The 15,416-nt window shown below is 42.3% G+C and carries 16 protein-coding genes; 2 read left to right on the top strand and 14 right to left on the bottom strand.

All coding sequences use genetic code 11. The features are described 5' to 3' along the window. Positions 1–24: 24 nt before the first annotated feature. The 6 genes from MK403_RS05845 to MK403_RS05820 all read right to left on the bottom strand — a co-directional run bounded on the left by MK403_RS05845 (position 25) and on the right by MK403_RS05820 (position 5,961). Positions 25–1,095 (bottom strand): ABC transporter substrate-binding protein, encoded by a 1,071-nt coding sequence (locus tag MK403_RS05845; protein ID WP_268709250.1) that lies wholly within the window; start codon positions 1,093–1,095, stop codon positions 25–27. Continuing rightward, positions 1,092–1,865 (bottom strand): ABC transporter permease, encoded by a 774-nt coding sequence (locus tag MK403_RS05840; RefSeq protein WP_268709249.1) that lies wholly within the window; start codon positions 1,863–1,865, stop codon positions 1,092–1,094. The genes MK403_RS05845 and MK403_RS05840 overlap by 4 nt, the downstream gene beginning before the upstream one ends. Beyond that, entirely contained in the window at positions 1,862–2,668 is an 807-nt protein-coding gene (locus MK403_RS05835) for an ABC transporter permease (RefSeq protein ID WP_125424653.1), read from the bottom strand. Before MK403_RS05835 ends, MK403_RS05840 begins: the two co-directional genes overlap by 4 nt. Continuing rightward, the gene (locus MK403_RS05830) at positions 2,649–3,806 is read right to left on the bottom strand and encodes an ABC transporter ATP-binding protein (RefSeq protein ID WP_000742901.1); all 1,158 of its coding nucleotides are present in this window, start codon (positions 3,804–3,806) and stop codon (positions 2,649–2,651) included. Before MK403_RS05830 ends, MK403_RS05835 begins: the two co-directional genes overlap by 20 nt. Positions 3,807–3,964: 158 nt before the next feature. Then, on the bottom strand, positions 3,965–4,870 hold the full coding sequence (murB, locus tag MK403_RS05825) for a UDP-N-acetylmuramate dehydrogenase (protein WP_268709248.1): 906 nt from the start codon (positions 4,868–4,870) through the stop codon (positions 3,965–3,967). A 269-nt stretch (positions 4,871–5,139) separates the two neighbouring features. Beyond that, the gene (locus tag MK403_RS05820; RefSeq protein ID WP_268709247.1) at positions 5,140–5,961 is read right to left on the bottom strand and encodes an AraC family transcriptional regulator; all 822 of its coding nucleotides are present in this window, start codon (positions 5,959–5,961) and stop codon (positions 5,140–5,142) included. Between the two features lie 99 nt (positions 5,962–6,060). Between MK403_RS05820 and MK403_RS05815 the strand changes: the two genes are divergently transcribed. Continuing rightward, on the top strand, positions 6,061–7,269 hold the full coding sequence (locus tag MK403_RS05815) for an MFS transporter (RefSeq protein WP_268709246.1): 1,209 nt from the start codon (positions 6,061–6,063) through the stop codon (positions 7,267–7,269). A 24-nt stretch (positions 7,270–7,293) separates the two neighbouring features. Here MK403_RS05815 and MK403_RS05810 read toward each other — a convergent pair whose 3' ends face one another. The 4 genes from MK403_RS05810 to budA all read right to left on the bottom strand — a co-directional run bounded on the left by MK403_RS05810 (position 7,294) and on the right by budA (position 10,762). After that, entirely contained in the window at positions 7,294–8,226 is a 933-nt protein-coding gene (locus MK403_RS05810; protein WP_268709245.1) for a LacI family DNA-binding transcriptional regulator, read from the bottom strand. A gap of 43 nt (positions 8,227–8,269) precedes the next feature. After that, a complete protein-coding gene (locus MK403_RS05805) occupies positions 8,270–9,082 on the bottom strand; it encodes a Cof-type HAD-IIB family hydrolase (RefSeq protein ID WP_268709244.1) in 813 nt (270 codons plus the stop codon). 186 nt (positions 9,083–9,268) lie between these two features. After that, on the bottom strand, positions 9,269–10,021 hold the full coding sequence (locus MK403_RS05800) for a YhfC family intramembrane metalloprotease (RefSeq protein ID WP_268709243.1): 753 nt from the start codon (positions 10,019–10,021) through the stop codon (positions 9,269–9,271). Between the two features lie 9 nt (positions 10,022–10,030). Next, complete coding sequence (gene budA / locus MK403_RS05795) at positions 10,031–10,762, bottom strand: acetolactate decarboxylase (protein WP_268709242.1); 732 nt, start codon at positions 10,760–10,762, stop codon at positions 10,031–10,033. Positions 10,763–10,907: 145 nt separating this feature from the next. Here budA and MK403_RS05790 point away from each other — a divergent pair, with 145 nt between their 5' ends. Beyond that, a complete protein-coding gene (locus MK403_RS05790) occupies positions 10,908–12,179 on the top strand; it encodes an aminotransferase-like domain-containing protein (RefSeq protein WP_268709241.1) in 1,272 nt (423 codons plus the stop codon). 20 nt (positions 12,180–12,199) lie between these two features. Here the strand turns inward: MK403_RS05790 and MK403_RS05785 are convergent, their stop codons facing one another. The 4 genes from MK403_RS05785 to pstB (MK403_RS05770) all read right to left on the bottom strand — a co-directional run bounded on the left by MK403_RS05785 (position 12,200) and on the right by pstB (MK403_RS05770) (position 15,412). Further along, positions 12,200–13,015 carry an ABC transporter substrate-binding protein gene (locus MK403_RS05785; RefSeq protein WP_131200287.1) on the bottom strand — a complete coding sequence of 272 codons (816 nt, stop codon included), beginning with the start codon at positions 13,013–13,015 and terminating at the stop codon, positions 12,200–12,202. Positions 13,016–13,172: 157 nt separating this feature from the next. Beyond that, positions 13,173–13,826, bottom strand: coding sequence for a phosphate signaling complex protein PhoU (gene phoU / locus MK403_RS05780; RefSeq protein ID WP_000946469.1), 654 nt, complete (start codon positions 13,824–13,826; stop codon positions 13,173–13,175). Positions 13,827–13,837: 11 nt separating this feature from the next. Further along, positions 13,838–14,596, bottom strand: a complete 759-nt coding sequence (gene pstB / locus MK403_RS05775; protein ID WP_001287329.1) for a phosphate ABC transporter ATP-binding protein PstB — start codon at positions 14,594–14,596, stop codon at positions 13,838–13,840. A gap of 12 nt (positions 14,597–14,608) precedes the next feature. Beyond that, the gene (pstB, locus tag MK403_RS05770; protein WP_000049851.1) at positions 14,609–15,412 is read right to left on the bottom strand and encodes a phosphate ABC transporter ATP-binding protein PstB; all 804 of its coding nucleotides are present in this window, start codon (positions 15,410–15,412) and stop codon (positions 14,609–14,611) included. Between the last annotated feature and the right edge of the window lie 4 nt (positions 15,413–15,416).

Genomic DNA, 15,416 nt, shown 5'->3' with positions numbered 1-15,416 from the left:
AAAGCCGACAATAAACCATCACTCCTACTTCCGATACATTTTAAACTGTAGGAAGAGGTCGCTGTATTTTCCTGTCCATTTATGGTCAAATTTCTCATAAACTTCTAGGTGTTTCATGGTATCAGCGTCAGGATAGAAGGATTTGTCCTCACGAGTCTCCTCTGGGAGCATTTCCTTTGCTGGTAGGTTTGGTGTTGAGTAGCCTACATACTCCGCATTTTTCAGAGCATTTTCGGGTTTCAACATAAAGTTGATAAAGGCGTAAGCCGCATCTTGGTTTTTCACGGTTTTGGGAATGACCATATTGTCAAACCAAAGGTTGCTGGCCTCTGTCGGAACGACATACTTGAGATTAGGATTTTTCTCCAACATCTGGCTAGCTTCCCCAGAGAAGGTCACGCCGATAGCCGCATTGTTCTGAATCATGTAGCCCTTCATCTCGTCAGCCACGATGGCCTTGATATTTGGAGTCAGTTTGTAGAGCTTATCTACTGTCTCTTCCAACTGCTGAGGATCCTTTGAGTTGAGGCTGTAACCAAGTGAGTTAAGCCCGAGTCCCAGCACCTCACGCGCCCCATCAAAGAGCATGATGGAATCCTTGTACTCTGGTTTCCAGAGGTCATCCCAATGCTCAGGAGCCTCGTCTACCATGGTTTCATTGTAGACGATTCCCAAGGTTCCCCAGAAATAAGGAATGGAGAATTTATTGCCCGGGTCAAAAGACTGGTTGAGAAACTCTGGTCCAATATTTTCGATTCCTTCAATCTTTGAATAATCGAGTGGTACCAAGAGGTCTTCGTCCTTCATCTTGTTGATCATGTATTCACTAGGAATAGCAATATCGTAAGTCGTTCCACCCTGCTTGATTTTGGTATACATGGCTTCGTTGGAGTCAAAAGTCTCGTACTGTACTTGGATTCCTGTTTCTTCTGTAAATTGCTCCAAGAGTTCGGGATCGATATAGTCTCCCCAGTTGTAGATAACCAGTTTTTGACTATCTCGGCTATTGATTTTACTGTCTAGATGAGTCGCAATTCCCCACAAGACAAGGATAATCGCTACAATTCCTGCTAAAAATGAATAGAGTTTTTTCATGCTTGCTCCTCCTTCTCACGTGAGATGAAGTAATATCCTACAACTAGGATAATACTAAAGAGAAAGACAAGGGCAGACAGGGCATTGATTTCTAGCGAAATCCCCTTACGAGCACGAGAGTAAATCTCAACTGACAGGGTTGAAAAGCCATTTCCTGTTACAAAGAAGGTCACGGCAAAGTCATCTAGCGAATAGGTGAAGGCCATGAAATAACCTGCAATGATAGATGGAGTCAGATAAGGGAGCATGATTTCCTTAAACATCTGAAATTGACTGGCTCCCAAGTCATAAGCCGCATGGATCATGTCATCATTCATTTCCTTAAGGCGAGGCAAGACCATCAGGACCACGATAGGAATCGAGAAGGCCACGTGACTAGATAGAACCGTCAAAAATCCAAGTGAAAACTTAAGCTGGGTAAAGAGAATCAAGAAGCTGGCACCAATCATAACGTCAGGCGCAACCATGAGGATATTATTGAGTGATAAAAAGGCTTCTTGGTATTTCTTACGAGACTGATAGATGTAAATAGCACCGAAAGTCCCGATAATGGTTGCTATCAAGGCTGACAGAAAGGCCAAGAAAAAGGTTTGGGTGAGGATCAACATGAGACGACCATCACCAAACATAGTTTTAAAATGGCTCAAACTAAAGCCGGTAAAACTGTTCATATCATCCCCTGCATTAAAGGCATAGCCAATCAAATAAAAAATTGGCAAATAAAGGATGATAAAGACGAAGGTTAGGTAAAGGTTCGATAATTTTTTCATCGTTCTCTCCTTTCCTTGGTCACCCACATGGTGATGAACATAGTCAGGATGAGAATCACACCGATGGTTGAACCCATACCGTAGTTGTCATTGGTTAGGAAGTTCTGCTCAATGGCCGTTCCCAGCGTGATAACGCGGTTCCCACCAATCAAACGAGTCAGCATGAAAAGACTCAAACTTGGGATAAAGACAGACTGAACCCCACTTCTTACACCGTTCATAGACAGAGGGAAGATGACATGGCGGAAGGTCTCCCACTTGGTCGCACCGAGGTCATAACTGGCATTGATAAGATTGTTATCCATATCATCCAAGACATTAAAAATCGGCAAAATCATAAAGGGAAGCTCGATGTAGCTTGCGACAAAGATAAATGAGAAATCCGTAAAGAGCAACTGCTGTGAACCGATTCCGATAAATTCCAAGAATTGGTTAATAGAGCCATCTTGACCAAAAATCCCGATAAAGGCATAGGCCTTGAGGAGCAGGTTAATCCATGTCGGTAGGATAATCAGCATGAGCCAGAGTTGACGGTGCTTGAGGCGGGTCAAAAAGAGTGCTGTTGGATAGCTGATAAGAAGGGTCACCATGGTCACAATTCCCGCATAGAGCACAGAGTTGAAGCTCATTTTGAGATAGGTCAAATTTTGTGATGCAAAGTAGGATTTATAGTTTTCTAAACTAAACTGCCCTTCGATGTTGAAAAAGGATTGTCCAAAAATCAAGACTAAGGGTGCGAGGACGAAGAGGGCGATCCAAAGCATATAGGGCACTACAAAGAGTTTAGAGGTTGTTTTCTTCATCTCTTTCCTCCTCGATCGCGTTAATCAGACCTGCTTCTTGCTCTTCGATTTCTACGTACTCCTCGATACGAGCATCGAATTCTTCTTCGGTTTCGTTGAGACGCATGATGTGGATATCTTCTGGTTCAAAGTCCAGACCGATTTCCTCACCCACAATGGCCTTACGAGTCGAGTGGATCATCCATTCGTTTCCTAGTTCGTCATAGGCGATAATCTCATAGTGAACTCCACGGAAAAGCTGGGTATCAACCTTAACTTGGAGCTTGCCTTCCTCAGGAAGGGTAATGCGCAAGTCCTCTGGACGAATGACAACCTCAACAGGTTCATTTGGCTTCATCCCTCCATCGACCGCTTCAAAGCGTTTGCCATTGAACTCGACCAAGTAGTCCTCAATCATGGTTCCTGGCAAGATGTTGGACTCTCCGATAAAGGTGGCAACAAAGTGGTTGATTGGCTCATCGTAGATGTCCACAGGCGTTCCAGACTGAACAATCTCGCCATCATTCATAACGAAAATCCAGTCACTCATAGCAAGGGCTTCTTCCTGATCGTGAGTGACAAAGACAAAGGTAATGCCCAATCGTTGTTGCAGTTCACGCAGTTCGTACTGCATGTCTGTTCGCAATTTCAAGTCCAGCGCTGACAAGGGCTCATCCAGCAAGACCACACGGGGTTGGTTGATGATAGCACGGGCAATGGCTACACGCTGACGTTGTCCTCCAGAAAGTTTGCGAATGGAACGTTTTTCATAACCTTCCAACTGAACCATCTTGAGAACTTCCGCTACGCGCTGCTCAATTTCTTTCTTGTCAATTTTACGCAAGCGTAGCGGAAAGGCAACATTTTCAAACACATTCATATGTGGAAACAAGGCATAGGATTGGAAGACGGTATGGACATCTCGTTTATTAGTTGGGATGTCGTTGATCCGTACCCCATCCAGTAAAATATCCCCTGTCGTCGCATCCAGTAAACCTGCAATGATGTTCAGGATGGTTGACTTTCCTGAACCAGATGCGCCCAAAAGAGTGTAAAATTTCCCTTCTTCCAACTCAAAGTTGATGTCTTTGAGAACCTTGGTGTTGCTGTCTTCAAAAACTTTAGAGACGTTTTTGAATTCGATAATTGGTTTTTTCAATTGGCATAAATTCCTTCTTTTTCATAAATTAACAGATCAGGGCTCTGTCAGGCCGCTACTACCTCTTGCAGGGAGTAAAACCACCTGCATACATCTTCGCTACCGATAGGCTTTCACCCCCTTTCCATTGACATAGCAGCAGCTATTCTGGCGAAACCTTATTCCTTCTCACCCAAAATTCGAACTTCTCTCTCAAGAGTGACACCTGAATGTTCCTTTACCTTTTCGATAACAGATTGGATCAAGTCCTCGTAGTCTTTGGCTGTTCCGTCAGCAACATTGATCATGAAACCAGCATGCTTTTCAGATACTTCAACACCACCGATACGATAGCCTTTCAATCCAGCTTCTGAGATCAACTGACCTGCAAAATACCCCACTGGACGCTTAAAGACTGAACCACATGATGGGTATTCTAATGGTTGTTTGAGTTCACGTAGGTGCGTCAAGCGGTCCATTTCCTGCTTGATGACCTGGTGATTTCCTGGAGCTAGGGCAAATTTAGCCGACAAGACAATGGCCCCAGAATCCTGAATAGCTGAATGGCGGTAACCAAAAGCCAATTCCTTGGCAGATAAGGTCTCAATTTCCCCTTCCTTGGTCAAAACTTGACAAGATTGCAAGATATGAGCAACCTCTCCTCCATAGGCACCCGCATTCATAAAGACTGCTCCACCGATGCTTCCAGGGATGCCACAAGCAAACTCAAAACCAGTCAAACTATGACGGAGAGCGATTCGTGTTGTTTCGATCAAATTCGCTCCTGCTTCCGCTTCAATGGTATAGCCATCAACCGAAACATTATTAAGCTTATCGCACAAGATGACAAATCCACGAATTCCACCTTCACGAACGATGATATTGCTGGCATTTCCTAGCACCATCCAAGGAATATTCTCTTGATTGGCAAATTGAACGACACGCGCCATCTCATAGCGATTGCGTGGTAAAACTAGATAATCCGCTCGACCTCCTACCTTTGTATAGGTATAGGTCTTCAAGGGTTCCTTGAAACGAATATCGATTCCTTCTAGGATTTCAAGTATTTTTTCTTTTACTGACATGTCACTCATCCTTTTTCAAAATTCATTCCATTATACCATTTTTATAGACATTTGACGACCTCAAAATTACTATTGATAATTCAACTCTTGTTTTTCAAATGATGGATACAGATGTTGACGTGAATGGGAGACTATAGAAAAACACCCCAAGAGTTAGATGAATGATATCTAACTTTCAGGATGCTGTTTTAAAAAATTTTTTATATTGAATCTATCTACACTTGAAGCAATCAATAAGACCCTTCTAAAATCGAATGCCGAAATGGATGCTAATCGGATGGAGGATTTTTCCAGCTTTGGCGATAAAATTTAGGACTCACAGAGAAAAAATGCTTAAAAGCTTTTGAAAAGACTAGCTGATCCTGATAGCCGACTTCCAAGGTAATTTCTTTTATAGATAGATCAGTGTCAGTTAAGAGTGTTCTTGCCTTTAGCAGGCGTGTTTCAAGGAGAAATTGCTGAGGAGATTTATGGTAAAGTTTCTTAAACTGACGAAACAAGGTGCTACGACTGAGTCCGACCTGGGATGCCAAGTCTTGAATGGAGATGTCTTGTGCATACTGTTGTAGCAAAATTAGCGCAGCTTTTTCAACAGGGTGTTGAGTGACATTCAGAGGTATTTCTGCTGGAAATTCTTCCTGCAAGTAGTAAAGGAAGGTATAAATTTGCATCTGGTACCAGCTTTCTTTTTGCCTACTTTCTGCAGTTTTGTGACAGATATCTTGAATAATTTCCCTGCTTTGAAAATGACTATCAAAATGGCAAACAGACTCATAAAAAACTTGTGTGTTTTGGAGATAGTCGCTTAATTTGTCTCCAGAAAATCCCAGCCAGTAGGTTGTCCAAGGATCTTCTTGATTTGCCCAATAACGCACTTTTTGGCCTTTTCTTAGGATAAAACCATCATTTTTCTCCAAAGAATAGGTCTGCCCATCAACTTGCAGGTAGCCTTTCCCTTCACAAATCCAGTGGATGACAAAATCCTGAAAAACAGTATAGTCATAAAACGGAAAGCTAGAATAATCATCAATCCCACATTCTTCAAGGTAAAATTCCTTAGATGTTTCTTTAAAATAGTGCCATAGTTTCATAAATGCTTTCTCCTTGCAACATAAGTGCATATTTCTTCATCATGAACTCCTAGAAAAGGGACAAACTCTGGTTTATAATGAGGCAAGAAAGGAGAACAAATGAAAAAATCGTATCAATCTAGTATGGTAGGGCTCAACCTCAGTAATCAAATTGTTTCCATCACCATAACAGGTGACTTCATGATTCTTTTTATGAGTCAGATTTTAAGTTTTAGTGATTTGCAAAATAGCTGGCTTATCACAATGTTACCGATTATAGCCCTTGTCCGCATTCCCTTGTCTTATCTGATGCGGAGGAAAAATCTCCTTGACCTGATGCGATGGAGTATACTGTCTAAGCTGTGTTTGCTAGGGATATTAGTAGTGATTCCCTACGAAAGTGTGACTTTTTCTATCTATGCTCTTTTTCTGGTTCTATATCAGATAGCCGTGGAGCTGGGCTTTGGTCTGGCTTGGAATCCCTTAATATTATTATTAACAGAAGAGAAAGTCCGCGCAAAATTTCTCAGTTACTTAGGTTTGTTTCAGCTAGTCACGAGCCTTTATACCCTTCTTATTTCCTTTTTCATCGGAAAAGAACTGACTACACTTCATTATCGTTGGTTACTTGTGATTGCTCTTGCTAGTCTGTTCATGCAGTTTATCCTTTTGAAACAGTTACAAACAGACTATAGCTTGTTTCAAAATCATCAAGTAACAAGGCAGATGGACTGGCAGGTTTTGAAAAAACAGCTCTGGCACCATGTCCGTATCCTACTTTTGGATAGTTTGATTTTATATGTAACCTTAACGATGAATGTCCTCTATATGGTACAGGTATTGCACCTTTCCGCCAACCTCGTTTCTCTATATTCGAGTATGAGTTTGCTGGGGAACGTCCTAGCCTTTGCTCTTGCAGGTCCTTGTTTTGAGAAAAGACGTTCTCTGTTTTTCACAATCTTACTGGTAGTAACGGGATGCGAGATTCTTTTGATCTTCTTTCTTCCCCACGATGCTGTATCCTATACAATCTTTTGGAGCATAGGTTGGGGGTTATTAAATGGGGCTGTGGGAGCTCTATGGGGACTCTACATTTCTCTAGTTAAACACCAGGCGGCAAGTCCAAGCCCCTTTACAATTTGGAATATTTATCAGGGGATTGCCTATCTTGTTAGCGTACTTGTCTTTTATCTCTCTGGTAACTTGGTGCACCTAGCGAGTTCTAGTTCAGGGCTGGATCCGTATCGTCTGGTCTTGATTGCCTGCCTAAGCATCTGCATCCTGGTTTGTTTACGGATGCTGTATAGAAGAAAAATAGGTCTCAAGTGACGATTGTCGCTTGAGCCTATTTTATCATCGTATGATAAACTCCGATTGTAGGATAATGGTCCGTTTTTCGTCAGAGAGAGCTTGCTTGAAGCTTTCCTGACCGAGTTGGTAGGATTTATTATCAATGGTAGGAATCCCTAGTACCTCTCCTGTCAGTTGCTTTTCTTGGCCAATCAGCAAAGGTAATTCAAGATTTTTCTCCTGATAATAGCGAACTACACCAGTTGCCACATCATCTCCGTTGCTGAAAATACAGTCTAAATCTTGCTCTAATAGGCTATCCCCTTGCTCATAAGCATCCTCTCCCGTGGAAATACCATCCAAAATCAGAGGTTCCTTTTTTTCACCAAAAACTTCCTTGTAGGCTTCCATAGTGAGACGGTAGGTGGAACTTTTTAGGTCTTTTCGGGTAAATAGCAGAGCAATTCTACTTTTTCCCTGGTCTTTAATCCAGTTGAAGGCTGTCTTGCAGGCATGGGTCCGGTTCACATAGACGCTACTCAGATTGGGGTCCTGCACTTCTTCACAGCAGACAATATTGCCATACTTAGCGTAGGAAGCAATGGTTTCTAAGTCTACACTGCGAGAGGTGAAAATAAGACTGTCAAAGGCCCTTCCTCGCAGCTGCTCCAGATAATATTTTTCCAAGTCTATATCATAACGAGAAGGTAGAATGAGCAAGGTATAGTTATGATCCATAGCTGCATCCAAAAGCCCGTTCAGTAACTGACTGAAATAAGGGTGCAGGGTCGTGTTGGGAATAACTACACCGACCCGACGAGTCGAACCTGAACTTAACTCCTGAGCTAGGATGTTAGGACGATAGTCCAATTCCTCCATAACTTGCAGGATTTTCTGGCGAGCTTCCTCTGAAACATGGGGATGGTTATTAATAACGCGTGATACGCTAGAAACCGAGTAGCCACTCAGTTTGGCAATTTTTCGAATATTTGTCATTGTTTGCTTTCTATAGGAGGATTGACATCCTCCAAACACGTGATTAATGGATTTTTTTGAGATATTTACGAATGCCGTAGCCGACACCATGTTCATCACTGCTGCGTGTTACCTTATAAGCCAGCTCTTTGATGTCAGGAAAGGCATTGCCCATTACGATTGGATAGCCCACCATCTCAAACATTGGGATATCGTTGTGCCCATCACCAAAGGCAGCGGTCTGACTCTTATCTAAACCTTCTTTTTTGAGAATATAAGCAATACCTTTTGATTTTTTAGCAGTTTTGCTGGTAATTTCTAGATGATATTGACCAGATCGGAGAATACTGACCTCGCCCAAGTCTAGGGCTTGCAAGTATTTCTCCAGTGCCAATAAATCGTCATTATCTAGGGCAATCATCATTATCTTGAAGGTATTGTCCTTTGCTGCTAGAAAATCAGCCTCGTTTGTAAGTGTTGGTGCCTGGCGCGTGATGTTGAACTCTAGACGAATCCCTTCATCTATTCTATCACAATACCAGTTCGTCATATCATAATAGCTGACGCTAATTTGTGGAAAATGCTGGCGCACTGCCTGTAAGATAGTTTGTGCTGTCTTTCTAGGAAGAATATCTATATGAAGGGGCTTGATCTTTCCATCCACAATCTGATAAATCAAACCACCGTTAAAACCTACTTGAGGGCCAGTCAGCTGAAGTGCTTCGATAGCCTCTCTCATTTCCATTGGAGCTCGAGCAGAAACCAGAGTCAGCGAAATCTGAGCATCGCGGATAGCCTTGCTATTCTCGCTAGAAACGCGGCCCTCAGAATTGAGAAGGGTACCGTCCATATCCGAAAAAATACGTTTGATGGTCATAATGTTGTCCTCTTTTCTTCTTTGTCCGCTAGCGTGTGATAGGTCGGTTTAAATGCGCATTCCCAACCTTTGATACCATTGTACATTCTGGAACGCGTTCCATGTCAAGAGAAAAATAAAAAATTTTTTAAATTATTTTCGAGCATAGAGTTAACAGAGAACAATAAAAAGAGGTCACCCCTCTTTTTATGATTTTTTCCAAAATGTAGATTTTGTCAGCCAGATAAAGGCTAAAAGTTCTACGAGAAGAATAAACTCAACTAGAAGCGGATTTGCAATCCATCCCACCTGAGATAAGGCTGGAGCCAAGTCAAACAAGGCATGCAAACCATAGGCAGCAACGAGGTAGATCCATTTCTTTTGACTAACACTTTGATAAACCCAGATGGAAAGACCAATTTGGAGAACTAGGGCAAGCACACGCTCAATCCCTAGTAAATAAATCTGCCATACAGAAAGAGACTGAACCGTTTCAAGCGTAGACTTTGGAAGGAGATTGGCTACATCAGTATTTGAAGTCTGGATGAGTGAAAAGAGAATCAAAAGACTGATCAAGCTTCCCATTCCGAGATAGAGCATCTCCAAGCCCCCATGTCCCAAACCATAAGCCAAAGCATCTCGATCTTCTAGCTTTCTCTTTTTCTCCAACCATTTAAAAAAGACAAGACGAGCTGTTTCCTCAAAGAGGGCCGCCATGGCAATCGCGTAAAGAACATATAGGAAAGGCTGCTCCTGCATGAGCGCAATGGTTCCGTCTTTTTGTGGATGAAGTACCAGAAGGTGAACCATCTTCTCTAACACTTGAGAAGAAACAAAAAATGCGATTGCCCCCAAGCCCATCACTGCAAGAGAGATCTGAAACCGTTTTTTGGCATACCAAGTCCCACCTACTAGGACTAGAAGTAAAGCGATCATGGTAAGGATAATATGTAGTGTCATCTTTTTCTCCTATTCTGACTTATCAATGTCTTTCTTCATCTCGTCAACGTTAAATTTGGCAAATAAATACTGGCGATCTTGGACTGGAAAACGTTGGTCCAACTGATCGACTGCTCCAACCTCGATCATTCCTTCTTTGATAACAAAGTCCATCACATGCCCACCAAAGGTCAAATCGTCTGAAATAAAATGCAGATGGTAGCCCGCCACGCTGACCCCATGGAAAATCTCTGGTGTCCAAAATCCAACAATGGTTCCTGAAATATTTTCACGGCTATATTCAGGTTGGTGAGTTGCCACATCAGCAAACTTGGTGTCTGTTGTTGACTTGGGAATCATCCGTACATGCATGTGGGCGAATTCCCCATGAATCTTGATGGAGCGAAAGAGATTTTCCCCATCATAGTAGGACTCAATCCGCTTTTCTAATTCCTTATCTGTCATCTCAAAACGCTGGCGGAAAATCACTTCTGCCTGATGGGGAACGACTGCCGCATAAGGGATAAGGGCATCAGGTGACACTTCTACAATTTCAGGTTGTTCCCCTGAACCTTTAGCTTGATAAGCCTTGCCATCAAGGACAATCAACTCCCCATCAATCGAATCAAGGGTTCCCAAACCAAGGTCGCCATGCTCCAGCAATTCTCCCACTGTCATGGTTCCGCCATAGAGACCAGCCATTAGGGCACCTAGAGTATTGTATTGAAATAATTTTACCGGTTCCTGCACTTTTCTATCCATTCTCTTTCTTATCTTCTATTCAATGAATCATCATACTTTCTAAGTATACCACATTTGCTCTTAGATGTGAAAGGGAGAATTGCTTTTCCCATTGCAAAGGAGGCAAAAAAAAGGTACAATGTAACAAAATCAAGGGAGGTCTGAAATGAAGAAAGAAAGTAAATACCAAGCAGTCGTTTCCTTTCTCAAAAAAGGTATCGAATCAGGAAAATTTCCAACAGGTAGCCGGCTTCCCTCCATCCGTCAACTGAGCCAAGACTTCCACTGTAGCAAGGACACTATCCAACGAGCCCTGCTGGAATTACGCCATGAACAATACCTCTATGCCAAACCCCAAAGTGGCTACTATGTTCTGGAACAAGGACAGCACCAAGACTTGGAAATCGAAGTCACTGACGAACATGCCAGTGCCTATGACGACTTCCGACTCTGCGTCAACGAAACCCTGATAGGCCGAGAAAACTACCTATTCAACTACTATGAAAACCAAGAAGGGCTTGAGGACCTCAGACAATCTGTCCATCAACTCCTCTTTGACCAAGCCCTCTACTGTAAACCCGATCAACTGGTTCTAACTTCTGGCACCCAGCAAGCTCTCTTTATCCTTTCTCAGATTAACTTTCCGAGCGAGGGAGCTGAGATTTTGGTCGAACAGCCGACCTACCACCGGATGAATCGTCTCTTGGTCGCTCAAGGATTAGCCTACCAGACCATTGAACGCCGAATTGATGGCATCAACCTTGAAGAACTGGAAAAACAATTCAAATCTGGGAAAATCAAGTTTTTCTATACCATTCCTCGCTTCCACTATCCCCTAGGTCATTCCTATTCTGATCAGGAAAAAAGGGCTATTCTGGATCTAGCAAACCAGTATGGTGTTTACATCGTAGAGGATGACTATTTAGGGGACCTAGATCCTAGAAAGGGCCAAACCTTCCACTATCTGGATACTGAGGATCGGGTCATTTATATCAAATCCTTCTCAACCAGTCTCTTTCCAGCCCTTCGTATTACCGCTCTCATTCTCCCAAATACCCTAAAAGAGGCATTTGTTTCCTACAAAAATATCCTGGACTATGACAGCAATCTTATCATGCAAAAGGCTCTCTCTCTTTACATCGATAGTCAGTTATTTGAAAAAAATCGACTGGCTCGATTGACCCTTCAAGAGAACTATCAGACTCGGATAAAGGAAGTACTTGAAAAAAACACCTGTCTCTTGCCCCACTATCCTCTACATGATGGCCTTCTGCTTGATTTGAGAAACTATCCTAAGATTGCCAGTTTGAAACACGGCTCACTCAAACTAGACTTTTTTGAGAAGGCTTATTTGGACGCCTGCCCTTATCAGTTTGCCAAAGTCTCTCTCGAAAATTTAGAAGAGCTATTAGAATACATAAAAGCAGAATTGGATTAAAGTCCAACTCTGCTTTCTTTTTATTGTTCAACTTCTGTTAGTTTCGCTGCCTTTTCAAGATAAGTTTGATAGGTTCCGTCATCTTTCAGTTTTTGGATAACCTTATCTACTACTGCTTTCAAGTCTGATTGATCCTTCTTGATAGCAACGGCATTGGCTTCGCCATCTTTCATTGTCAAGTTAACAGATGCAACGACAAGGTCTGAGTTTTTACCTGCGTAGCTAAGAGCAACTGGTTCATCCATATGAACAGCATCCACTTTTCCAGCCTGCAACTCATTGACTGCTTCCCCCATATTGGTCAAGGATGTCAACTGGGCATTTGGCAATTGTTCCTTGACCATGGTTTCTGGCACAGTTCCCTTTTGAGCAGCGATATTGACACTTGCTAGATTTGAGAGATCCTTGTATTTGTCTAAATCGGCTTTTCTAACCAAGAAACTCATCTTGTTTTCATAGTAAGGAATTGAAAAGTCAAAGACTTCCTTTCTCTCATCTGTGGCACTAATTCCTGCAATAGCCAAGTCAGCCTTTCCAGTTTGAAGGCTGGTCAAGACATTGTCAAAACTCATGCTAGAGATTTCAAGTTTAACTCCAAGTTCATCCGCAATCGCTTGAGCCATATCAATATCTGCACCAACCACTTGGTTTTTACCATCTACCAAGGATTGGAATTCAAATGGTGCATAGTCTGGGCTGGTCGCAACGACTAGCTTGCCTTTTTGTTTGATAGTGTCCACAGCAGACTGGGAACTATCTGTTCCTGACTGGCAAGCTACTAAAACCACACTGGCAAGCATGCTACACACAACTAATATCCATTTCTTAAATTTCATAAATAAACGACCTTTCTGTTATTTCTGAATAATTATAACCTATTTGAAAATACTTGTCAACATTTTCAGAATTTTCATTTCAAAAAATTCCTTTTTATTCAAAAATAAAGACTAATCTGAGTTGATTAGCCTTTTTAGTGCATATTTAATCCGTTTCTTATAGTTCGACAATCTTGCCTGTTTCAAAGTAAACAACCCATTCACAGATATTTTTTGCGTAGTCTCCGATACGTTCCAAGAAGGAAATGACCTGGAAGTAATCACGGCCTGTAACGATAGCTTCAGGATTTTTCCTAATTTCTTCTGTAGCCAAATCACGGATGCTATCAAAGTAATGGTTGATTTTTTCGTCCATAGCTGCTACTTCGTAGGCTTGATCCACAGAACCGTTGAGATAGAGATCTAGGGCTGCTTCGACGAAGTTTTTCACGTCGCGTCCCATCTTTTTGATTTCTTCTTCAACAGAAGGGATACGTTGCTCCCCCTTCATACGAATGGTCGCCTCAGCGATAGACACTGCATGATCTCCCATGCGTTCCACGTCTGAAACTGCCTTGAGAACGGTCAAGACGGTACGAAGGTCTTGCGAAACAGGTTGTTGGAGGGCAATCATTTCAAATGATTTTTTTTCCAACTTCACTTCATATTCATTTACTTCTGCATCGTCTTCGATGACTTCTTTTGCCAAATCACGGTCATGCGTGACAAAGGCACGTACTGTACGATTGATTTGTGAAAGCACTTCCTGTCCCATGGCATAGAACTGGTTGTGCAATTTCTCCAAATCTTCTTCAAATTGAGATCGTAACATCTTTCAACTCCTTATCCAAATTTTCCTGTAATATAATCTTCTGTTTCCTTGTTTTGTGGGTCTAGGAACATCTTCTTCGTATCGTTAAACTCGATCAAATCCCCATCTAGGAAAAATCCTGTCTTGTCAGAGATACGAGAGGCTTGTTGCATCGAACGCGTTACCAAGAGCATGGTGTATTTATCCTTCAGACCATACAAGGTTTCCTCAATCTTACCTGCAGAAATAGGATCCAAAGCTGATGTTGGTTCATCTAAGAGGATAATTTTTGGACTGGTTGCTAAGACACGAGCAACACAAACACGTTGTTGTTGTCCACCTGAGAGACCAATGGCCGAATCATGCAAACGATCCTTTACTTCATCCCAGATAGAAGCACGTTGCAAGGCCTTTTCTACTGCTTCATCAAGGACTTGCTTGTCCTTGACTCCATTGATACGTAGCCCATAGACAACATTTTCGTAGATAGACATAGGGAAGGGATTGGGCTGTTGAAAGACCATACCGATTTCCTTACGCAATTCAACCGTATCAGTACGGGGGCTGTAGATATTGTGACCATTATAGACTACTGATCCCGTTGTTGTCACCTCAGGATTTAGATCGCCCATGCGGTTGATGGCCTTGAGTAGGGTGGACTTTCCTGATCCAGAGGGACCAATCAAGGCTGTTATTTCCTTAGGTTGGAAAGAAAGGGAAACACTATTCAAGGCCTTCTTTTTATTGTAATAAACGGACAGGTCTGACACCTGTAAAATCGCTTCTGACATACCGTTTCCTTTCTAACCAAAGTGTCCCGTTACATAGTCATTGGTTGACTGTAACTTAGCATTTTGGAAAATATTGGATGTCTTATCATACTCAATCAAATCACCCAAGTAGAAAAATCCAGTGTAGTCACTTGCACGCGCAGCCTGTTGCATACTGTGGGTAACGATGATGATGGTAAAGTCCTTCTTCAATTCCAACATGGTTTCTTCCAGTTGGGCTGTCGCAATCGGATCCAAGGCTGACGCCGGTTCATCCATCAAGAGGATATCTGGCTTGACAGAGATGGCACGAGCGATACAGAGACGTTGTTGCTGACCACCAGAAAGCATCAAGGCTGATTTGTGGAGGTCATCTTTGACCTGATCCCATAGGGCAGCCTGTCTCAGAGAGGTTTCTACAATTTCATCAAGTACTTTCTTATCCTTAACACCTGCACGTTCATGAGCAAAAGTGATGTTGCGGTAAATAGACTTAGCAAATGGATTTGGACGTTGGAAGACCATTCCGATATGCTTGCGCATCTCATAGACATTGATTTCTGGACGGTTGACGTCAATCCCTCGGTAGAGGATTTGACCTGTGACCTTGGCAATATCAATGGTATCATTCATCCGATTGAGACTGCGAAGATAGGTAGATTTCCCAGATCCAGACGGACCAATCAAGGCCGTGATTTTATTTTTTTCAAATTGCATATCGATGCCCTTGATGGATTCATTTTTACCATAGTAAACATGTAAATCCTTGGTAGAGAGGGCCACTTTTTCTTCAGGGAAGGTGATGATATGCTTTTCATCCCAGTTATATTTTGACATGGCT

The organism is Streptococcus oralis (assembly GCF_026782285.1).
Taxonomy (GTDB): domain Bacteria; phylum Bacillota; class Bacilli; order Lactobacillales; family Streptococcaceae; genus Streptococcus; species Streptococcus oralis_CG.
Note: the sequence above shows the minus strand (reverse complement) of the source record. Positions and strands in the feature narration are given on the sequence as shown.